General features: G+C 39.1%; 22 protein-coding genes. 2 read left to right on the forward strand and 20 right to left on the reverse strand.

Annotated features, from left to right (window positions below; genetic code table 11):
* Nucleotides 1–11: 11 nt before the first annotated feature.
* The gene (gene namA, locus NYE73_RS15415; protein WP_066036248.1) at nucleotides 12–1,022 is read left to right on the forward strand and encodes an NADPH dehydrogenase NamA; all 1,011 of its coding nucleotides are present in this window, start codon (nucleotides 12–14) and stop codon (nucleotides 1,020–1,022) included.
* A gap of 49 nt (nucleotides 1,023–1,071) precedes the next feature.
* Here namA and NYE73_RS15420 read toward each other — a convergent pair whose 3' ends face one another.
* Together NYE73_RS15420 and NYE73_RS15425 are read right to left on the reverse strand one after the other, a co-directional pair.
* Nucleotides 1,072–1,350 (reverse strand): DUF1450 domain-containing protein, encoded by a 279-nt coding sequence (locus NYE73_RS15420; RefSeq protein WP_004231354.1) that lies wholly within the window; start codon nucleotides 1,348–1,350, stop codon nucleotides 1,072–1,074.
* A 379-nt stretch (nucleotides 1,351–1,729) separates the two neighbouring features.
* Entirely contained in the window at nucleotides 1,730–1,945 is a 216-nt protein-coding gene (locus NYE73_RS15425; protein ID WP_048392365.1) for a DUF3955 domain-containing protein, read from the reverse strand.
* A 224-nt stretch (nucleotides 1,946–2,169) separates the two neighbouring features.
* Between NYE73_RS15425 and NYE73_RS15430 the strand changes: the two genes are divergently transcribed.
* Nucleotides 2,170–2,613 (forward strand): hypothetical protein, encoded by a 444-nt coding sequence (locus NYE73_RS15430; protein WP_004231350.1) that lies wholly within the window; start codon nucleotides 2,170–2,172, stop codon nucleotides 2,611–2,613.
* 86 nt (nucleotides 2,614–2,699) lie between these two features.
* Here NYE73_RS15430 and NYE73_RS15435 read toward each other — a convergent pair whose 3' ends face one another.
* The 18 genes from NYE73_RS15435 to NYE73_RS15520 form a co-directional block, all read right to left on the reverse strand.
* Nucleotides 2,700–3,374: a serine/threonine protein kinase gene (locus tag NYE73_RS15435; RefSeq protein ID WP_048392363.1), complete on the reverse strand. Its 675-nt coding sequence runs from the start codon at nucleotides 3,372–3,374 to the stop codon at nucleotides 2,700–2,702.
* Between the two features lie 356 nt (nucleotides 3,375–3,730).
* Nucleotides 3,731–4,297, reverse strand: a complete 567-nt coding sequence (locus tag NYE73_RS15440; RefSeq protein WP_066036247.1) for an NADPH-dependent FMN reductase — start codon at nucleotides 4,295–4,297, stop codon at nucleotides 3,731–3,733.
* A gap of 13 nt (nucleotides 4,298–4,310) precedes the next feature.
* Nucleotides 4,311–5,366 carry an LLM class flavin-dependent oxidoreductase gene (locus NYE73_RS15445; RefSeq protein WP_066036260.1) on the reverse strand — a complete coding sequence of 352 codons (1,056 nt, stop codon included), beginning with the start codon at nucleotides 5,364–5,366 and terminating at the stop codon, nucleotides 4,311–4,313.
* Between the two features lie 16 nt (nucleotides 5,367–5,382).
* Entirely contained in the window at nucleotides 5,383–6,324 is a 942-nt protein-coding gene (locus NYE73_RS15450) for a ring-cleaving dioxygenase (protein ID WP_066036259.1), read from the reverse strand.
* A gap of 58 nt (nucleotides 6,325–6,382) precedes the next feature.
* Nucleotides 6,383–6,826: a MarR family winged helix-turn-helix transcriptional regulator gene (locus NYE73_RS15455; protein ID WP_048392361.1), complete on the reverse strand. Its 444-nt coding sequence runs from the start codon at nucleotides 6,824–6,826 to the stop codon at nucleotides 6,383–6,385.
* Nucleotides 6,827–6,926: 100 nt separating this feature from the next.
* Nucleotides 6,927–7,547, reverse strand: a complete 621-nt coding sequence (gene cdaS / locus NYE73_RS15460) for a sporulation-specific diadenylate cyclase CdaS (RefSeq protein ID WP_054549207.1) — start codon at nucleotides 7,545–7,547, stop codon at nucleotides 6,927–6,929.
* 88 nt (nucleotides 7,548–7,635) lie between these two features.
* Nucleotides 7,636–9,015 carry an MDR family MFS transporter gene (locus NYE73_RS15465; protein ID WP_259950813.1) on the reverse strand — a complete coding sequence of 460 codons (1,380 nt, stop codon included), beginning with the start codon at nucleotides 9,013–9,015 and terminating at the stop codon, nucleotides 7,636–7,638.
* An 81-nt stretch (nucleotides 9,016–9,096) separates the two neighbouring features.
* Nucleotides 9,097–9,678, reverse strand: coding sequence for a TetR/AcrR family transcriptional regulator (locus tag NYE73_RS15470; protein ID WP_259950814.1), 582 nt, complete (start codon nucleotides 9,676–9,678; stop codon nucleotides 9,097–9,099).
* A gap of 114 nt (nucleotides 9,679–9,792) precedes the next feature.
* Nucleotides 9,793–10,023: an acyl-phosphate glycerol 3-phosphate acyltransferase gene (locus tag NYE73_RS15475; protein WP_259950815.1), complete on the reverse strand. Its 231-nt coding sequence runs from the start codon at nucleotides 10,021–10,023 to the stop codon at nucleotides 9,793–9,795.
* Between the two features lie 65 nt (nucleotides 10,024–10,088).
* Nucleotides 10,089–12,083: a methyl-accepting chemotaxis protein gene (locus tag NYE73_RS15480; protein WP_259950816.1), complete on the reverse strand. Its 1,995-nt coding sequence runs from the start codon at nucleotides 12,081–12,083 to the stop codon at nucleotides 10,089–10,091.
* Between the two features lie 323 nt (nucleotides 12,084–12,406).
* On the reverse strand, nucleotides 12,407–13,339 hold the full coding sequence (rnz, locus tag NYE73_RS15485; RefSeq protein WP_259950817.1) for a ribonuclease Z: 933 nt from the start codon (nucleotides 13,337–13,339) through the stop codon (nucleotides 12,407–12,409).
* A gap of 98 nt (nucleotides 13,340–13,437) precedes the next feature.
* Nucleotides 13,438–14,274, reverse strand: coding sequence for a class I SAM-dependent methyltransferase (locus NYE73_RS15490; RefSeq protein ID WP_048392356.1), 837 nt, complete (start codon nucleotides 14,272–14,274; stop codon nucleotides 13,438–13,440).
* Nucleotides 14,271–15,770 (reverse strand): cobyric acid synthase, encoded by a 1,500-nt coding sequence (locus NYE73_RS15495; RefSeq protein WP_048392355.1) that lies wholly within the window; start codon nucleotides 15,768–15,770, stop codon nucleotides 14,271–14,273. Before NYE73_RS15495 ends, NYE73_RS15490 begins: the two co-directional genes overlap by 4 nt.
* Before the next feature lie 88 nt (nucleotides 15,771–15,858).
* Complete coding sequence (locus NYE73_RS15500; protein ID WP_048392354.1) at nucleotides 15,859–16,395, reverse strand: cob(I)yrinic acid a,c-diamide adenosyltransferase; 537 nt, start codon at nucleotides 16,393–16,395, stop codon at nucleotides 15,859–15,861.
* 13 nt (nucleotides 16,396–16,408) lie between these two features.
* Entirely contained in the window at nucleotides 16,409–16,969 is a 561-nt protein-coding gene (locus NYE73_RS15505) for a nitroreductase family protein (RefSeq protein WP_048392353.1), read from the reverse strand.
* Nucleotides 16,970–17,002: 33 nt separating this feature from the next.
* Nucleotides 17,003–17,770 (reverse strand): uroporphyrinogen-III C-methyltransferase, encoded by a 768-nt coding sequence (gene cobA / locus NYE73_RS15510; protein WP_054549204.1) that lies wholly within the window; start codon nucleotides 17,768–17,770, stop codon nucleotides 17,003–17,005.
* On the reverse strand, nucleotides 17,767–18,405 hold the full coding sequence (locus NYE73_RS15515; protein ID WP_009370253.1) for a precorrin-2 dehydrogenase/sirohydrochlorin ferrochelatase family protein: 639 nt from the start codon (nucleotides 18,403–18,405) through the stop codon (nucleotides 17,767–17,769). The genes cobA and NYE73_RS15515 overlap by 4 nt, the downstream gene beginning before the upstream one ends.
* Nucleotides 18,398–19,765 (reverse strand): cobyrinate a,c-diamide synthase, encoded by a 1,368-nt coding sequence (locus NYE73_RS15520; RefSeq protein ID WP_048392351.1) that lies wholly within the window; start codon nucleotides 19,763–19,765, stop codon nucleotides 18,398–18,400. The genes NYE73_RS15515 and NYE73_RS15520 overlap by 8 nt, the downstream gene beginning before the upstream one ends.
* Nucleotides 19,766–19,771 lie beyond the last annotated feature (6 nt).

Genomic DNA, 19,771 nt, shown 5'->3' on the forward strand with positions numbered 1-19,771 from the left:
GAGGCTTTATTTTGAGTAAATTATTCGAACCCTATACATTGCAATCTATCACCTTAAAAAACCGTGTTGTGATGGCACCTATGTGCATGTACTCAGCACAAGACGATGGCATGGTAACGCCCTTTCATTTCGTCCATTATGCAACACGTGCAGCTGGTCAAGTAGGCTTAATCATTTTAGAAGCTACTGGTGTTGTGCCAGAAGGTCGTATCTCAAATAAGGATTTAGGGATTTGGGATGATGCACATATTGAAGGATTAAGTCAATTAGTTGAGGAGATGAAAGCGTACGGCGCTAAAACAGGCATCCAGCTTGCACATGCTGGTCGCAAAGCAACAGTAGATGGCGAAATTTTTGCTCCATCAGCTATTGCCTTTAGTTCAGACTATAAAACACCAACAGAAATGACAGAAGAGGACATTCACTATGTCATCGAGGCATTTAAACAAGCAGCTATTCGTGCCGCAAAGGCTGGCTTTGATGTACTAGAAATTCATGGCGCACATGGCTATTTAATTAGCGAGTTTTTATCACCTGCTACGAATAAACGTCAAGATCAATATGGGGGCTCACAGGAAAATCGATATCGCATTCTACGTCAAGTCATCGATGCTGTTCGCAGTGTATGGGATGGTCCTTTATTGGTACGTGTCTCTGCGGAAGATTATGCGGAAGATGGTACAACAATGGATGACTTTATTGTTTTTAGCCGCTGGATGAAATCTCAAGGTGTTGATTTAGTTGATGTGTCAACAGGGGGCGTTGTACCAGCAGCCATCAATGTCTTTCCAGGCTATCAGGTACCACATGCAGAAGCGATTAAGCATGGGGCTGATATTCCTACTGGTGCAGTTGGTCTTATTACCACAGCCATTCAAGCCGAAGAGATACTCCAAAATAATCGTGCAGATTTAATATTCTTAGCGCGTGTTTTATTACGAGACCCTTACTGGGCACTACATGCAGCTAAAGAGCTAGGAGAAGACGTGCAGCCTCCCGTACAATACGTCCGTGGTTGGTAATTACATTTCCATCAAAAAACAGCTTGTGCTCCAGCAAGCTGTTTTTTCATTAGAAAAGTGGATTTTGTTTTAATTCTTCATCAATAGCCTGTACCAATGTCTCCGCGTCATCTGCTGTCACAACTTCCCCATTTACTATCGCAAAAATACCTTGCTCACAGATTTCACAATGGGATGTACAACCAGATTCCTCTATCTCAATATCTTCTCGTTCTACTAATACATCATACGCATCTGCCGCACCAAGTGCTAAATTAGTGATACAAAACTCCACTCTATTTTTTAGCTGCTGTGGTTCCTTCTTTTTTTTAAAAAGAGAAAATACCATGTTTATTGACCCCCTACTCTCTAAAAATAATCATACCACAATTCCATAAACTTCATGCAAACTGTAGCGTTAAGCAAAATGATTATCATAAAATACTATTAATCTTTCAGCTCAATCAACATAAGTTTTTCTTATGAAATTAATGTACAACCATTAAACGAAGATGACTGCCTTGAAAAAAGGTAGTTACAAACTTATCATGCAAAACCTTCAAGTACAATTTTGCAGTCAACTAAAATAGCTATTTATGTTGTTCAATCAAATCATCAGTCTACTCCATACATCGTGTAAACAAAACTCCCACACAAATGTAGTGCTTTTATTAAGTAAATATTAAAAACAACCAAGTCTCTTATGTATGACCTGGTTGTTTTATCTATTATTTAACGTATTGTGTCTTTTTAATAACCGATTTTAACGCCACCCCTACTACACATATAAATCCAATAACTAACAATAAAAATCCTATTGGAATAAGAAAGAATGGTTCTTCTAATGTACCATCAGGTGCTACATTACTCCCTTTCACCATAAAGATTAAAAAACTAAGTACGCCTAATATGATTGGCATTAATGCAAAAATATATTTTTTCATAACTTTTTCTTCTCTCCTAAATATTTTTATGTTTAATTCCTACACTGCAGCTTTCTACAACTCGCTGTAACAATCATAAATCCAAAATATATTCTAAGTCAATTATTTTTTATTGATAAACAATAAATTTTTATTCTAATTCAACCAATCTCAAAATTGACATTTTGAAATTCTAACTATAAAATGACCATAATCTCAAGTGATAATATGGAAGGGTGATTTGTATGAACTATGAAGATTTAATGCAATGGAAAGGTTATTTGTTTTTAGATAATATAGTAGAGCCAGGGACAAACTCTTTGAGAGTCTCTATTTCTAGAGCTTCCGTCAGCGCCGAAAGCGAGGATATAAGTTTTGAGGAATATACTATAAATGATGTCTATCCTATTGAAATTGATAAGACATTACCGGTCATACATATAGAATTCGATTCATATGTAGCCTATACTGTTTTTGACGAATCATTTCATTTTGTCAATCAAGAAGATGATTTCTTGGGTAACTCAGTACGTCTTTTTACAAAATCAACTTATTTAGATTTTATAAGTAAAGGAACTATAGCTCTCGATATCTATTCCTACAAGGAGCTATTCCATTATCAGATTGTTTGTTTAGACCATATTATTGATATTGTCTCATTCGATAAACCCACTATTATAAGCGAATAAGTAGTTTTTAAAACAGTCAATGAAATTTTGTTGTCTGTTTTCTTTATTTCTATTAAAGCATCTCGTAAAAGGTAGCTCCCGTAAGTTCAATTATTTTTTAATAGAAACTTTAAAATATTTTTTGTAAACTCTTCGTATGAAGTATTCTTTCCACGTTGGTTATACCACTTTCGTATTGTTTCTACTAACCAAAACGGCACAGAATTTCCATCAATTAAATGATAGTATTGCTCATATCCTTTTTTTAAATGCTCCCATCGATGATCATTACCCTGTAGTGTGTACTCAGAGACATCAATTATTTTTGCCCTTCCATTCTGTAGCAAAATATTTTTCAAATGAATATCACGAGGGTTAAGGCCCTTCTTCCGAACATATTCTCTTGCATCCTCTACTTCATTTATAACCTGTTTTGGAATGTGAATACCTTGTAGAATGCAATCAAAAAGCGTTTTTCCTTCTTCGTAACTTAAAACAAGGTATTCGTCATGTGAAGCAAAGCATGTTGAAAAGAAAGGTGAATCTCCAAGTATTTGATACACATTTGCTTCAACTTTTACTTTGTGCACTTTGTCTTTGGCATATAGTTTAAATGCATACGCTGGGGCGGAAAGAGCTTGAAAAACAGCCGCATCTGTCCCAACACCTATACATTTCAAATCATCAGCTTCACCACTTATGGTAACAGGCTCGTTATTTGGATTTGAAAAAACGTTTATTTTAGAAAGAGAACCTATAGCTTTATCCCAATCGTTTTCCATTTCCATCTCTCCCATCATTTGCATTGAAGTATACTACACTATCTAATTACTTTAGTAGGGATTCTATATCGCCCCTAACAATATTCAAATCTCAAGTTTCCTACACACACTCTTTAATTTTAAAACGTTGGGAACTACTAGAAGTTTCTATATCCATTTCTCCATATGGAAAGTATACGGCTTTGTTAGCTACAGAAGAACCAGTTCTATCCTCTATTTACCCTTAACCACCTTTATTAAAAACTCAAAGTGATTTGGGTTTTATTTTTATCATGATTGTCACGAACTTATAGCTAGCCTTGACACAAAAAGAAACGCTGTGTCAGACTACTTCACAGCGTTTCTTCTATTAATCTTTAAAAATCATATTCAGCATCTTTTTTGGCTCGAATTTCTGCAAAAGCCTCTGTAACCATCACGGTATCCTCTGCTAACCGTTCTAAACGAAAAAGGACATCATCATTGACAATTTCTTTACGTAAAAAATCCTTTTCTTCTATAAATACATAGGTCGGTACGATGTGCGCTTTCATATAAGCAAGGATCGGCTTTAGTTGCTGTTCCACCATTAAATAATGCTTGGATGTACCCGCTGTAACAATAACACTGACGACTTTATCGCGGAAGGCATTGACAGGTAAAAGGTCAAAGATGTTTTTTAATGTAGCTGGTATAGATGCTTGGAATGTTGGCGTCCCAATAACGATCGCATCTGCAGCCATCATGGTTTCCGTCACATATTTTGTATCGCCTTCATATTCAAAGTAATTACGTCCATCACTAAAAACTAGCTGATAGTCAGCAAGATCTAGTAATGTTACTTCATGCTGTGGGTATTTTTCTTGTAACATCTCGACTAACTTTTGTGTAGCTGTTCTTGTCTTTGAGCCGACAATAGAACCCGCAAGTGCGACAATTTTCATAATGAGCCACTCCTTATTTTGCTGTGTGTTTTTTTATCGCTGGAATTATATCATTACCAATGATTTCAATATTTTTCATCAATTTTTCGAAGGGTACGCCACCAAAATCGATTTGTGCCATAAAGCGTTGCATGCCATATAGTTCGTATTGATAAAGTAGTTTTTCAATAATTTGCTCTTTACTGCCCACCATTAAAGCATCACGTGTATCAGGCGCTTGTGCAAATTGTTGCTTTGGATAGCCCCCACCACGAATAGCTTGGAAACCACCGTTTAAATGTGGATACATGCCCTGCAATGCCTCTTTTGTTGTGTCTGCTACATAAAACAAGCTTGTTGTGGCAATAGGTAATTCATTTGGGTCAAAGCCTTTGCGCTCTGCCGCTTCGCGATAGGCATCCACTGATGGTTTAAAGTTGATAGCAGGTCCACCTAATGTTGTAAGCATCATCGGAATGCCCATATAACCTGCTTTAATGGCACTGGCAGGTGGTCCACCCACCGCACGCCATATTGGCAACGAGCCGTTTTTTGGCTGCGGTAAAATTTGTGCATGGTGGAGAGGTGCTCTAAATTGCCCTTCCCAAGTCACAAGCTCCTCGTCATTGATTTTCATAAGAAGCTCTAATTTTTCCTCAAAGATTTCTTCATAATCTTGTAAATCAACACCTAATAAGTGATAGGCACCTACACGTGAACCACGTCCCGCTACAATTTCTGCACGACCATCTGATAATAAATCAATTGTGGCAAAATCCTCATATACTCGTACAGGGTCTGAAACACTTAATACGGTTGCGGAGCTAGTCAATTTAATGGTCGAAGTTGCTTGTGCGATAGCACCTAACACGACCGTATGTGCCTGTGTTGTAAAATAAGACTGATGACTTTCACCTATGCCAAATACATCAATTCCAGCTTGCTCTGCTAATTGACTTGCCTCGACTAGCTCTTTTAGTCGTTGTTGAGCAGAAATACGCTCGCCCGTTAGTGGATTAGGGATATGATCACCTAAAGAGTACAGTCCGAATTCGAGTCCTTGTGCTTGATCAATACGATATTTTTCCATCATGTGTTATCTCTCCTTATTCTAGCGGTTCTAAAATAGCTTCAATTTCTGAACGTCTCTCTTCTAAAAATGGCGGGAGGTCTAACTCTTTGCCAAGTTCTTCGACTGCTGAATCTACCGTAAACCCTGGCCCATCTGTCGCCATTTCAAATAAAATACCGTTACGATCTCTAAAATATAGACTTTGGAAATAATAACGATCAACCACACCAGTACTATCCAATCCAAGCTCCTTAATTTTGGTATCCCATTGCTGTAATTCTTCAACGGTTGCAACACGTAACGCAAGATGGTGAATACTGCCTTTACCAGGTTTCTCGCTTGGTCCTTCTAATTCTTTGACAACAATCTCGCCAAGCACTTCCCCTTCTATCGATTGTAGGACCGTTTCTTTGTCCTTTTCTGCAATAACTGTATAGTGAAATAAATCTTGTAATAAATTGACCGTTCTTGATAAATATCGCACAGTGATTTCAATAGTCCCCATGCCTAAAATACGATGTTCCTGCGGTATATCATTTCCATCCCATGGTTGCCATTGAGCAGGCGTTTCTTGTCCTTGGTGGTTTAACAATACCATCCGTAAACCTTCATGATCTTCAAAAAATAAAGCCTCTTTGCCTGCATAAGTAGTGATTTCGCTATGTTCTACCTCTAGCTGCTGAAAGCGTTCTTTCCAATATAGTAGGCTTTCGAAGCTAGGTACAAGTAAGCCAATACGTGTAATAGCATTCGTCCCTCGCACTGTACGTCCTGCAACAGGCATTTCAAAAAATGTTAATTCTGTACCTGCTGCGCCTGTTAAGTCTCCATAAAATAAGTGATACATGGAAGGTGAGTCTTGATTCACCGTTTTTTTCACACGTCGTAACCCTAAAATAGTTGTGTAGAAATGATTATTCTGTTTACCATTTTTCGTTAGCATTGATATATGATGGTGTCCGCTTAATTTGTTCATCATAATTGTTCCTCCTCATTATTTTCACTTGACTAAGCAAGTGATTTCACAAAAAAAATTACACGGGCGGCAATTTTTTTTCTCGGCTATGTTTTTCAAGCTTTGTCATCGCAATATATAAAGATTTAATTTCTTCAGCTGATAATACTTCTTCAAAAAACGAAGACTGGAAGTGAAGTTGACTAGGTGTTGCTGCGTCAATCATTTGCTCCCCTTTTGATGTCAATGAGATGGTTTTCGTCTTCCAATTTTGTTTACGCTCGATTAGTCCCTCTTTTTCTAGTCGGGCAAGCATGCGAGACATGCCACCTTGTGTTACAGTTACTTTTTCTGCTAATTGAGACTGTGTAATAGGGGCATATGTTTTAATCTGGATTAACACATCAAATTGTGCTGTCGTTAAGTCGAAACGTTTTAAAAATTCATTCGATAACTGATTACTTTGCGTTGTAAAGCGCATCATCCGAATCCACGTTAAGGTGCCTAGTGTATGATTTCTCATGACTTCACCCTCCCTTCAGTTATCACTTTACCACGCAAGTGATACTTCCGCAAGAAAAATATCTCGAATTCAAGATATTTTTTTAACATAGGGAGACCCCCTATATGATGCCAGGTGTTGTAACAGGATATAAATTGCCCTTAAGAGCAAAAGAAATTCTACCCGTTTCTTCTGATACAACCATTACAAGTGCATCACTTTGCTCACTCAATCCCAGCGCTGCACGATGCCTTGTTCCTAATTTCTTTTCCCCTGTATACCGCTCTGACAATGGCAGTACATTGGCAGCTGACTCAATTTGATTTTGATGGACAAGTACCGCTCCATCGTGAAGTGGATTACCAGGGAAGAAAATAGATTCTAATAAAGAATGGGTTAAATCTGCACCAATATGAATACCAGGCTGAATTAAATTCTCTAAAGCATCCTGTCTTTGAATAACAATTAAACCACCATGCCTTCTCAAAGACATATTTTGCACACTGTGTGATAGCTCTGGATACTTTTCAGTAAACGGGGAAAGATAACAATTTAAATAGAACGTTGCAGCTTTCATTTCAATTGTCATAAACTTCTCTTTAATTTTCTCAAAATTACCAAGGAGACAATTTGCATCTGTATCCATTTCCTGCACACTCTGCTGTAAGGACATGATCACTTCGAGAAGCTCATCTTTTAAAGTTTCTTTCATTGGTGAAAAATCACAATTTGTTGGATCCACAAAAAGCACCTCTTTTCTAAAATCGTGAAGCCTCTTCTCCCCTTAGTTTCTCTATTTAGGCTATTTTTATGCGTATTAGAAATTGAGGTTAATGAGTACTTGGCCCTTTCCTTACATATAGAGACAATAGTAGTCCAATGCTACTTAAAATCGTTGTGGCAATAAAAGCAGTTCGAATACCATTTAGCATCGCATCAGCTTCTCCCAACTCATGTTGTAAAGTAGTCACAGTACTCATGATGGTTACAAGTAATGCCGTCACTAATGCACCCCCAACCATACGCAATGTGCTAGTCATTGCTGTTGCATGGGCCATTAAATGTGTAGGTAACGCATTCATGCCAGCCGTTGTTAGGGGCATCATAATCATTGAAATCCCAAAGGAAATCATCGTAAACACCCCTGCCAGTAGCAAAAGGTTCGTATTCATTGATATCATTATAAGCAGACTTGTTCCAATAAAAATACATGTGAATCCTACTAGTGCTAAGCCCTTTCCTCCAACTTTATCGAAAATCTTCCCTGTCACTGGAGACATAAAGCCCATCACTAGAGCACCAATTAATAAAACTAATCCTGTTTCAAGTGCAGAAAGTTGACGCACGTTTTGAATATAAAAGGTTAATAGTATTTGTGTACCAATCATAATGGCATAGACCAAACTTGATAAGAAGGTTGTGATAGAGAACATAGTAGATTGAAAGACACGAAATTCTAGCATGGGTTTGGGTAATCGTAGCTGTCGCCTAATAAATAAAGCCAACATCGTCCCACCCATCCCTAATGTGACAACAACCTGCATTGACTGGAAGCCTGCTGTCCCTGCAATACTAAAACCATATAACAAACCTCCCCACCCTAATGAAGAGAACACGATTGAAAGAGTATCTAGCTTTCCCTCTTTTGTAGTCGTTACATTTTTCATAAAAATCGTCGCTACTGTTAACACAATGACCGAAACAGGTAGGACAGTAAAAAATAAATGTCGCCATGTAAGGTGTTCTAAAATCCAGCCAGATAAAGTTGGGCCAACTGCTGGCGCAAAGCCTGTTACAAGACCCGCTAGCCCCATAATCGAACCCCGTTTTTCTTTTGGATACATCGTTAATAAAATCGTTTGCATTAACGGCATAATCACCCCTGCTCCAGCTGCTTGAATAATTCTTGCGAGAAGCAAAATTGTAAAAGTTGGTGCAAAGGCACCTAAAAATGTACCGATACTAAATAACGTGAGTGCAACGATTAGCAGCAATCGATTTGAAAAACGACCGATTAGAAATGCTGTAATGGGGATGAGAATTCCATTCGTCAATAAATAAACCGTCGTGAGCCATTGTGCTAAGTTAGCATGAATCTTAAAATCTTCCATAATGGGCGGCATAGCTATGAGTAATAAAGTCTGGTTGAGAATAGACACAAATGCTGCAGATAGTAAAATTGCTACTATAACATTTCTTTTTTCCTTCATGTTTGAATCCCCTTTAATTTGTTAGTTAGTTATAACTAACATTTTATTTAAAAAATATATGAAAGCTTTGTGGGTAGAGCATTAAATACAGACTCCACCCACAAACGTAGCTACTAAATGATCAACAAAACTTTCCTTTTGGTTTTTTAAAAAATGATCATCCCAAAATGCATTGGATACAAAGAAACCAAAAAGGCTCGTTAAAAAAACAGTGGCCTGCCCATTTGTATCAATATCCTTCATCTTTCCCTGTTCGATTTGTACTTGAAAGTAACCTTCCAATAATTTTAGTAATTGTTTGGTTTGGCTATCCGAAATAAGCTCCATTACTCCTGGTAGTATACTTCTATCTTGTATAGTAATGAGAAATATCGCTTTATTTTTTTCCATAAAAGCTAAATAAGCGTTAGCAATTTGCTGTAAGTCATTCACTAGATTTCCTGATAAATCTCGAGCAAATAACTGTTCAAAGTATGGAATATAAGAATGTCTATCTAGCACAGCTTGTAGAATCCCCATTTTTGTTTCAAAATGACGGAAAACAGTCATTTCACTCACTCCAGCAGTTAAAGCAATGTCTTTCACAGAGACATTGGAGTAGCCCCTTTCAGTCATTAAGCTTGTTGCAGCGGCAAGAATTTTATCCTTTGTATCTTTTTTCATTTTACACGCCCTCTAAATGTTAGTTATGACTAACAAAAATATAGAGGATTGAACCCAATTTGTCAAAAAAAATGTGTTGTTATTAGAACATGCTCTAATAACAACACTTGTGAGTTACATATGCCCTGCTCGGATTTTCTTTACGATGCTGAAAGTCGTGTAGGCAGCAGCGGGTGCTAATACGACAATAAAAATAATCCACACAGTTAAATTATTTGTTACTTTTAATGTTTCATAATTTGTCATGACAAAAATAATTAGACCGAATAATAGTAAATAGCTCAGCACATTGGGAAAAATGACGATTAATCGTAATAATGCTGGCGGCATCTTTTGTTGATTCATTTAAACCACACCCCTTTTTTCAATTATACGGGAATCTAGTGATTTATCGTACTATATTTTTCCTTTTATACTTTATATTTGCCTGCTGATAGTTGGAGGTTTTCCGCTGTTGTATTTAATTGGTCGATAAATGCGGTCATGCTCTCCATATTTTCCGCTTGATGTTTAGCCTTTTGAGCAACGGCATCAACACTTTGCGATGTCTGCTTAGCCAAGAGCGAAACATCTTCCATGGTAGCTGTTACTTCCTCTGTACTAGCAGCAATTTCCTCAGTGGAGCTTGATACTAAATCCACTTGTGTTGCTAAGACCTGTACATCATTATGAATTCCTTCAAACGATTGCTGTGCTTCTTGTACGATAGCACGTCCTGTATGTAAGACATCTGCTGTTGCTTGGATGGTTGCCACAATATTGGCTGTTTCCTTTTGGACATTCATCACCACCTGAGTGATTCTATCCGCCGCACTCTTAGAATCTTCAGCTAATTTACGAACTTCTTCAGCTACAACGGCAAAGCCTTTCCCCGCTTCACCAGCACGAGCCGCTTCAATAGATGCATTTAATGCCAGTAAATTCGTTTGATCAGAAATTCCCGTAATCACATTGGTAAATTCCCCGATCATTGTAGATAGTTTTTCAAGCTCCTGTGTTCCAATCACCGCAAAATTCGTTTTCTCATGAACAGTCACTAATTGCTTTTGTAAGGACTGCATAATTTGTAATCCATTATCTGCGTTTTCCTCGGTATTACGTGAAATACTAGAAATTTCTGCTATGGATTCCGAAATATATTGAATGCTGCGCGCCAATTCCTCCATTGAATGCGCACTGTCTGCCGTATTATTCTGTTGTGCAAAGGAGGCCTGAGCTACCTGACTAGATTCTCCTTGGATAATTGCGGCTGATTCAAGTGTTTCATGAGCATTTTCTTGAATTGTATAGGTAGCTTTTTTTATTTGATTGGCCCCTTGCTTTATCTCACACATAATTTGTTGGAAATTATCCATCATCCCATTAAATGAAGTCACTAATTGGCCAATCTCATCCTTTGCATGGATTGGAATACGCTTGGTTAAATCTGCTTCTCCTTTACTAATTTCCTCTAAGGAGTTGCGCACGTTTAAAATACGCGATACTTGTTTCGAAATAGACAGGCCCGTAGTGAAGAAAATCACACAGACAACGATCAATGAAGCTACAATTGTGCCTACCAAAATTTGTGAGAGGATAGCATTGGATACAATAATAGCTAAGTATGTACCGTTTGATAATGGCTTTACATATTGCGTGACACGTGTGCCATCGTAGCGCCCTGAAAATTCAGTCGACTTTTGTGCTGAAAATTGGGCTGGCTCAAAACCAATATTCGCTAAATTTTGTTTTGCTGTAGCGGCAATGGCTTGGCCTTTTTCATCTACAATAGCGGCGAATAATACGGTTGAGGATAAATAGTTGTTCAGTTGATCGATATAAGATTCACTGCCGATACTTGCTTCTAAATCTAGTAGCTGCTGTCCATGGCGAGCCACCTGTACAATTTGTGGAGTTGCTGGATTCCAGCTACCTACCCCGACAAATTTGAAAAATTGATCATCGACATCGCGAATTTGTGCTTTTTGGACAATTTCTTTCGCTCTTCCATCTAAAAGTTGCATATATTCGGCAGCTTGTCCGTTTGGATCAGCGCCAAAGTTAAAATCAACAGTTGGAGCTACTGATGTCACCGTTGTATTCCCTTTATCATCTGTACTCCAAATCTCATCGATGCCACCACGCTCAGCAATGGCCTTTAAATCCTCATATGTAGCACCTTTGTCAATGATGTAAGAAGCCATTACAGATTCGGCAATCATTTCTTTTTCCATAATTTCTTCTGCTTTTTCTCTAGATTGAATCGCTCCTTCCAACCCCATGACAATGGAGTTGGCGATTGCTTCTCCATTGCTTTTTTCACTTTTATATGTAGCTTGATAAACATAAATAGAAAATGCCGCTATAATGAACACCACAATGCCCATAATCTCCAGAAGCATTTTCCATTTCATTGACTTTCTCATGATGAGATCCCCCTAAAAATTACGATTATTTCCACTTCATCATACAATATTACTTCCATATATTTCATTAACAATTTATTAAATATAAAATAATAATTTTTGAAGAAGTTTAAATTGTCATTAATTTGTAAAAATTTCGAAATATAGAATCAAGGAGGATAAATCTAACTATTTTGTACTAGTAGAGGCATGCAAAAAAGGATCATTCTCATGATTAAACAGTAATATTTAAACAAAATTATCTACATACCTTTAGGACTATAAACTAAAAACATCTATTAGAAGAATCTTCTCTAATAGATGTTTCTTACTTAATAACTATATCAAAATAATTTATTCTGTTGCCATGTATATACGGCTTGATCAGCTGTTAGGAATGTATTCGGAAAAATCCCCTGTGCTTCAGCTAAAAATTGAGGTAAGTCATATGGAAGAAAACGTGCGCTTAAATGATTTAATAATAAATAGTGTGCTCCAGCTTGCTGTGCGACTTTTGCTGCCTCCACATTTGTTGCATGACCGTAGCTTGCTGCTAAATCTGTTGTTGTACCATCAAAAGTTGCTTCATGGACAATGATATCAGCACCCATTGATAATTGGATTGCTTCTTCACAATATTTCGTGTCGCCTAAGACTGACAATGTAAAGCCCTTTTTGGCTGGTGCCACCACGTCTTTCGCAAGTACCACATCACCATTTTCAAGTACAATATCGTGGCCATTTTTTAATTGACCTAGTAAAGGTCCCTTTGGAACACCAAGTGCCTGTGCTTTGTCGATTAATAATTCGCCTGGTAAATCCTTTTGTTCGATACGATACCCATAGCAAGGTACAACATGGCGTAATTCCTTAGCATGAATTGTAAAATGAGCATCCTCAAAAATAATGCCTTCTTGTACTTCTACAAAGCGTAAAGGATATGTTAAATGGGTTTTTGATAGGGCCAATGTTTGTTCAATCCACTGTTGTAAGCCAGGTGGTCCGAAGATCGTTAGCGGCTCATCCCCACCTTGAAAGGAACGCGAGCTTAAAAAGCCTGGAAGTCCAAAAATATGATCCCCATGTAAATGTGTAATAAATATTTTCGTCACTTTCCGTGGCTTTAACGACGTATGAAGGATTTGATGCTGTGTCGCCTCCCCACAGTCAAATAGCCACATTTCACTCACTTCGTCTAATAGCTTTACCATCAGAGCACTTGTATTTCGTTCTTTTGAAGGCATGCCTGCGCCTGTCCCTAGAAAATGTAGCTGCAACATAAGCCACCTCACTTCTTATTTATATCATTTTATTGTACCTTATCCATTCCCATAAGAAAAACCTTTGGTGTACAGTTTCTCCAAAGGTTTCTTAATTATTTTGGTTGCCATGAAACAAGCGCCGCATGGAAATCATGACGATAATAATAACGTCCATCCTTTTCTTCGATAAAAGGTAGCAGTGATTCTTCTACATGGGCTCGCTGAAAATTCGTCGTTAATATTTTTTTACTCTGCGTTGTCACAAGCTGCTCATAGCTTTCATATTCATAGACACGTTCTAGAGGGATAATCTGACAATCCGCGTAAATATCCATTTCATAGAGTAGATTCAAAAACTCGATATAATCTCTGCGCGGAAATTTAATGTCATAACCATACTTTTCATATAACTTTTCATAGTGTGGCTGAATGGGGCCTGTCGTCATCCCAATGATAGCACGCTTTCTCGCCAGCCGATTCATGTGATATAAAGCTGCTTTTATTTCATACATTCGGTAAAAACAATTCACGCCCAAGACGATATCATGTGGTTCAATCTCATCATGCTCTAAACTTTCCCACTTTGCATGAATATAGGAAACGTGCTCCTCCTGCGGCATACACTGCTGTAAGTAATGCAAAATGCTTTCAGAGCTATCCACACATGTGAGCTTCCTTACTTTATCAGCTAATGGAAATGTATAATTGCCCCACCCAGGACCAATTTCTAATACAGAATGCTGAGGTTCAATCTTTTTTTGAAGCTCCTGAAAAATCAATGCAGCATAAGGATCTGTTTGTCCCACTTTTTTACGTGCCACTGATTGGGCCCAAAATTGCTCCTCTAGCTGATCATTCACCATTCGTTCAGGCATATTGCCATGCCAGTCCTTCATGCCTTCCTGCCATAATGCCTCATAGTTAATGGCTAACGGTCCTTTTCTCGTCATATAGATACCTCTAACGATAATATTTCATATATTTTTTTCATATCAAGATTTGCACGAACGTGGTCGGCTAACATATTATAGGCATCTTCTCTTCGTTCTGCGTCACTTTTCACATCACTTGGTAAAGCTGCTAGCCCTTTTTTCACTCGTATTTCATTGACGAGTTGGCGGGTAAAGGGACGATTATGGAACAAGCCGTGGAAATATGTGCCAATCACTTGCTCATCTTGACTAACCGCACCATCTTCTCTTCCATCCTCTAATAGTAAAAACGGTGATACCGCACCACGTAAAATTTTTGTACGCCCTAGATGGATTTCATAGCCTGTCAATATGTCCTGCCCTCTTACGCCTGTCATTTGCACCGTTTTTTTATTGCCTACAAAAATGGTTTCCATCGGTAATAGCCCAAGACCATCTGCAGATTCACCATTTCCCTCCACCGCTTCTGGATCAAGTAATGTTTCACCAAGCATTTGGAAACCGCCACAAATGCCAATAATTTTAGTACCGTACTCACGTAAATGTGTGATGGCTTGATCGAAGCCCTGTGCTTTTAGCCAAGCTAAATCATCCATTGTACTTTTCGTTCCTGGCAGAATGAGTAAATCTGGTGTACCTAATTCATTGACATGACCAATTAAACGTACACCCACCTCAGGCTCATCGAAAAATGGATCAATATCGGTGAAGTTTGAAATACGAGGTAAACGAATCATGGCTACATCTACAGCAAATTCGCCTGGCTTTGGTTTTTTAAAACGTAGTGACGATAATGCAAGAGAATCCTCTGCTTCAATATTGACATCGACATAAGGAATCACACCAAGTACCGGAATACCAGTTTCGCGCTCCACCCATGCCAAACCATCATCCAGTAATTCACGCATGCCTCTAAACTTATTGATAATTAATCCCTTAACACGTGCTCGTTCTTCCTCATCTAACAATGCCAGTGTACCAACAATCGAGGCAAAGACACCGCCACGATCAATATCAGCAACGAGGACTACCGCTGCATCTGCTAAATGAGCCATTCGCATATTCGCAATATCGCGATCCTTTAAGTTAATTTCTGCTGGGCTACCAGCGCCCTCTAGGACAATAACATCATATGTATGTTGAAGCGTGCGAACTGATTTTTCTACGATTGGCATCGCTTCTTGCACAAAATTATTGCGGTAGCTTTTGGCATCCATATTTAAAAAATGCTTACCATGAACGATAACCTCTGACATCATATCTTGCTTCGGTTTCAGCAAGATAGGGTTCATATCTGTCGTTGCAACAACACGAGCCGCCTCTGCCTGTACCCCTTGTGCGCGGCCGATTTCACCGCCATCCTTTGTAACAAATGAATTAAGAGCCATATTTTGTGATTTAAATGGGACTACCTTCAGTCCATCATCTGAAAATATACGACATAGTGCAGTACAAATCATACTTTTTCCAACATCGGAAGCTGTTCCTTGAATCATGATTGATTTTGCTGGCATAGTCACTCTCCTCCGTAATTATTCTATGGCAGAACGCATGTATTCGTTTTCGCTTCGTGTGTATTTCCTCCAGCAATTGTAAAGGGCTTTAAAATTCGAGCCCTTTCACCGCTGGAATCCCTTCATCATAGTAATGCTTTGTCGCCTCAATGGTTGACACTAAATCAGCCATTGCTAGTAATGCTGGATTCGCACTTCGTCCTGTGACAACCAAATGCATTGTAGAAGGGCGGTGTTGGATTGCCTCGATGACTTCTGCTAGGGGAAGGACATCATCGATTGGAAACTTGGTGATCGCTAGGGCATTGTTGAGTTCATCTAGGACCAATAAATCAATGCTGTCATCCTGTAGAGCTGCCTTCGTTTTTTTCCAAGCCTTGGCTAATGCAGCTCGATGCTCCTCAGGTGTTTTTGTCCATGTAAAACCTATGCCCATTTGTTCCATTTCTACGCCTAGCTTACGAAGGGCAATTTGCTCTCCATAAGTACGTTCTGGGGATTTGATAAACTGCAGATAACGCACATTTAAGCCTCGACCAACTGCACGCAATGTAACGCCAAGAGATGCTGTCGTTTTGCCCTTACCCTCACCTGTATATACTAAAAACAAGCCTTTTCTTGCCATGCTGATAGCCTCCTTACAGCCATGTTGTCTTTTCTGCAAACGGTGTTCGTTTCTTGTCGGTTTGTTCTTGCTCCTGTGGGTAGCCAATAAATATTGTACCAACTACTTTTTGAGCGTCGCTTGCACCAATAAACGTATGCATACGAGGATCATGTACAAGGCCAACACCACGTGTACGCCAAACAAAGCCAAGACCTAGCTCCTCTGCTGTCAACCACATAGACATAATGGCACTACATACAGCAAAGACATTATCTTCTGTCGCATCTGTGTCCCCTTCTACTATGTCAGCTGTCACCACAATGGCTACAGGGGTTGTTTGTACAACCTTTAATGAACTTTCCACTAAATTTGGCTTCGTGGGAAAGCGTTCTTGTAAATAAGCACTTGCCATTTCTTCATAACGCTTCATGGCTTCATCTTGAATGACATAAAAATGCCAGGGCTCACGCATCCGGTCATTTGGTGCATAGGTTGCTGCCTGTAAAATTTGCTCAATTTTTTCTTTCTCTACTGGTTGTGTCGTGTAATTACGAATTGCTCGACGTTTTTTTAATGCTTCAATGACAGTCATAGTGCTTCCTCCTTGTGCGCTTATAAGAAATGATTATGAAAAGGTAAGACCTTGCTCTTCAAACCATTGAATTTTTTCCCGTACATTGACAACCTCGCCAACAACAATCATAGAAGGGTTATGGTACCCTTCACGCTCAATGATGCTGGCTATCTCATCTAGCGGCCCTGTAATCGTGCGTTGCTGAGCAGTTGTTCCCCACTCAATGACCGCTACTGGCGTTGTTGCCTTCCGTCCATTTTCGATTAATTTGCGAGCAATGTAGGCAATATTACCAACGCTCATATAAAAGGCAACGGTATCTATACCCGTAGCTAAAGCGGGCCAATTCAAAAAATCTTGTCCTTTTTCTTCACGACCATGTCCAGTTACAAGGGCAAAGCTTGTCGCGAAGTCTCTATGTGTAACTGGAATTCCTGCGTATGCAGGAGCTGCAATTCCTGCTGTAATCCCCGGAACGATTTCATAGGCAATGCCATGATTTTTTAATATTTCAGCTTCCTCCGCGCCACGTCCAAAAACAAAGGGATCGCCACCTTTTAGGCGTGTAACAATTTTACCTTCTTGTGCTTTTTCAACGAGTAATGCATTTATTTCCTCTTGAATAAGATGATGCTTCCCAGGTAATTTGCCACAATAAACTAGCTCCGCATCCTTTTTTGCAAAATCAAGCAATTTAGGATTTACAAGACGGTCATAAGCAATTACATCAGACTTTTGAATACATTCCAGTCCATACACAGTAATGAGCTTCGGATCGCCAGGACCTGCTCCCACGATATATACGATTCCATCCTTCATTGCGTTGCTCCCATCAATAGTTGTTGTAAATATGCTTCTCGTCGATCGATCTCACCATGACGTGTCCATTCAAGGATGTTTGGCTCTAGCAATGCTTGTAATGCCGCACGTCTTTGTGGACCTTTATCATACTTAGCAGCAATCATTAATCGAGCTTGCTGTAAAAAGCATACATAGTCATCATAAGCATCATCGAATTGCTCTTCTAAATCTGCTTTAATCTTGCGGGCTAGACTTGGGCTTGCTCCCGATGTCGAAACAGTTACCACCAACGGACCACGGCGAACAGTAGCAGGCGTAATAAAATCACTTTCACTTTGTTTATCTGTTCGGTTGATTAATTGCCAATGCTGTGCTGCTTCTTGAACGGCTTCGTTAACTGCTGTCACATTCGTTGCAGCGATAATGAGAATGGCGTCATCTAAATCACGAGGTTCAAATTCCTTTTGCTTCCAAGTAATTTGCCCTGACTCTGCAAGTGACTGTAATGTGTTATGTAAGGTTGGACTGACAATCACGATGTTTGCCTTTGCTGGTAACAGGGATGCTACCTTCTGCGTTGCCACGTGACCCCCGCCTACAATCACAACTGTTTTATATTCTAGATTGATATGAATAGGAAAATAATTAGTCATTACTTTTCACCTTCTTACAAGCTGTTAACCAATTGTCAACTAGCTTTGGGTTTGATACAAAATGGAAATGAGTATAGCCAGCCACTAAATTTCCTTCTTGATAGCCTTCTTTCTTTTTGCCAAAACGACCAATCGTTTCATAGGCTGCTGTATTGTGAGAACCACTATATTTGGAATAATGGAACTCATGGCCCTTCGCTTGTTCCTCAGCACCAATTAAGAAATTATCGGCTGTGCCAAAAATTTCACGATAACCAAGTGCTGCTAGTTTTGTTTGCATCGCCACTTCTCCAGGAATTACCCCTACCATGTCATAGCGGTCGCCATGGCTATTTGTAATGGCCTCTGTTAAATACATAAAGCCCCCACACTCAGCTAATGTTGGAAGACCTTTAGCAATGACTTGACGAATAGAGTCTTTAACGACTGTATTGGTAGCAAGTGACTCTGCAAATTCCTCAGGAAAGCCACCACCAATATACAAGCCATCTGCTTCAGCTGGTACAGGCTCATTCGCAAGCGGTGAGAAAAACTGTAGTGTCGCACCTTTCGCACGTAACAAAGCCAAGTTTTCTTCATAATAAAAATTAAAAGCTGCATCTCTTGCAACTGCTATACAAATATTTCGTGAAGGCTCCTCCCTAAATAAATGGCCTGATTCTTGCAAGATAGGAGCCTTTGTTAAATGTATTAATTGATCCAAATCAATCGTTTCCGCCATCAGGTTCCCTAGTTTATCAAAAAATGAATCTAGCTCTCCTCTTTCAATAGCAGGTACTAACCCTAAATGACGACTCGGGATATCGATCCCTTCCTCACGCTTTAGGTAGCCAATAACAGGTATGCCGCATTCTTGTTCAATAGCTGCCTTCGCAATTTCGTAATGACCGACACTACCAACCTGGTTCGCAATAACACCAACGATATTCGGCTTATCTGATAGTAATTGGAAGCCTTTCACAACTGCTGCTACGCTACGTGCCATGCTAGCACAATTGACAATTAAAATAACAGGACTCTCTGTCACTACGCTAATATCAGCAGCAGACCCAGCGTCAGATAAAGGGCTTTTACCGTCATAAAAACCCATCACACCTTCAATAATAGATACATCTGCATCTATACTTGCACGTGCCACAATATCACGGACTGCTTCGTGTGAAAACATCCAGCTATCAATATTACGTGATACTCTGCCCGTTACAGCTGTATGATAGGTTGGGTCGATATAATCAGGACCGCATTTAAAGCCCTGCACCACGTTCCCTTTGTTTTGAAGTGCCTTCATCAGTCCAATGGTAAAAGTAGTTTTGCCTACACCACTACCCGTACCAGCTAGTACAAAGCGATTTGTTTGCATGGACTT

Origin of the sequence: Lysinibacillus sp. FSL K6-0102 (assembly GCF_038003545.1) — a bacterium.
Classification (GTDB): domain Bacteria; phylum Bacillota; class Bacilli; order Bacillales_A; family Planococcaceae; genus Lysinibacillus; species Lysinibacillus capsici.

Bases quoted from the DNA above. Each gene is read 5' to 3' on its own strand.
- NYE73_RS15420 (WP_004231354.1), bottom strand. From the start codon at position 1,350: ATGGTATTTTCTCTTTTTAAAAAAAAGAAGGAACCACAGCAGCTAAAA.
- NYE73_RS15425 (WP_048392365.1), bottom strand. From the start codon at position 1,945: ATGAAAAAATATATTTTTGCATTAATGCCAATCATATTAGGCGTACTT.
- NYE73_RS15430 (WP_004231350.1), top strand. From the start codon at position 2,170: ATGAACTATGAAGATTTAATGCAATGGAAAGGTTATTTGTTTTTAGAT.
- NYE73_RS15435 (WP_048392363.1), bottom strand. From the start codon at position 3,374: ATGGAAAACGATTGGGATAAAGCTATAGGTTCTCTTTCTAAAATAAAC.
- NYE73_RS15440 (WP_066036247.1), bottom strand. From the start codon at position 4,297: ATGAAAATTGTCGCACTTGCGGGTTCTATTGTCGGCTCAAAGACAAGA.
- NYE73_RS15445 (WP_066036260.1), bottom strand. From the start codon at position 5,366: ATGGAAAAATATCGTATTGATCAAGCACAAGGACTCGAATTCGGACTG.
- NYE73_RS15450 (WP_066036259.1), bottom strand. From the start codon at position 6,324: ATGAACAAATTAAGCGGACACCATCATATATCAATGCTAACGAAAAAT.
- NYE73_RS15455 (WP_048392361.1), bottom strand. From the start codon at position 6,826: ATGAGAAATCATACACTAGGCACCTTAACGTGGATTCGGATGATGCGC.
- NYE73_RS15465 (WP_259950813.1), bottom strand. From the start codon at position 9,015: ATGAAGGAAAAAAGAAATGTTATAGTAGCAATTTTACTATCTGCAGCA.
- NYE73_RS15470 (WP_259950814.1), bottom strand. From the start codon at position 9,678: ATGAAAAAAGATACAAAGGATAAAATTCTTGCCGCTGCAACAAGCTTA.
- NYE73_RS15475 (WP_259950815.1), bottom strand. From the start codon at position 10,023: ATGAATCAACAAAAGATGCCGCCAGCATTATTACGATTAATCGTCATT.
- NYE73_RS15480 (WP_259950816.1), bottom strand. From the start codon at position 12,083: ATGAGAAAGTCAATGAAATGGAAAATGCTTCTGGAGATTATGGGCATT.
- NYE73_RS15490 (WP_048392356.1), bottom strand. From the start codon at position 14,274: ATGACGAGAAAAGGACCGTTAGCCATTAACTATGAGGCATTATGGCAG.
- NYE73_RS15495 (WP_048392355.1), bottom strand. From the start codon at position 15,770: ATGCCAGCAAAATCAATCATGATTCAAGGAACAGCTTCCGATGTTGGA.
- NYE73_RS15500 (WP_048392354.1), bottom strand. From the start codon at position 16,395: ATGGCAAGAAAAGGCTTGTTTTTAGTATATACAGGTGAGGGTAAGGGC.
- NYE73_RS15505 (WP_048392353.1), bottom strand. From the start codon at position 16,969: ATGACTGTCATTGAAGCATTAAAAAAACGTCGAGCAATTCGTAATTAC.
- cobA (WP_054549204.1), bottom strand. From the start codon at position 17,770: ATGAAGGATGGAATCGTATATATCGTGGGAGCAGGTCCTGGCGATCCG.
- NYE73_RS15515 (WP_009370253.1), bottom strand. From the start codon at position 18,405: ATGACTAATTATTTTCCTATTCATATCAATCTAGAATATAAAACAGTT.
- NYE73_RS15520 (WP_048392351.1), bottom strand. From the start codon at position 19,765: ATGCAAACAAATCGCTTTGTACTAGCTGGTACGGGTAGTGGTGTAGGC.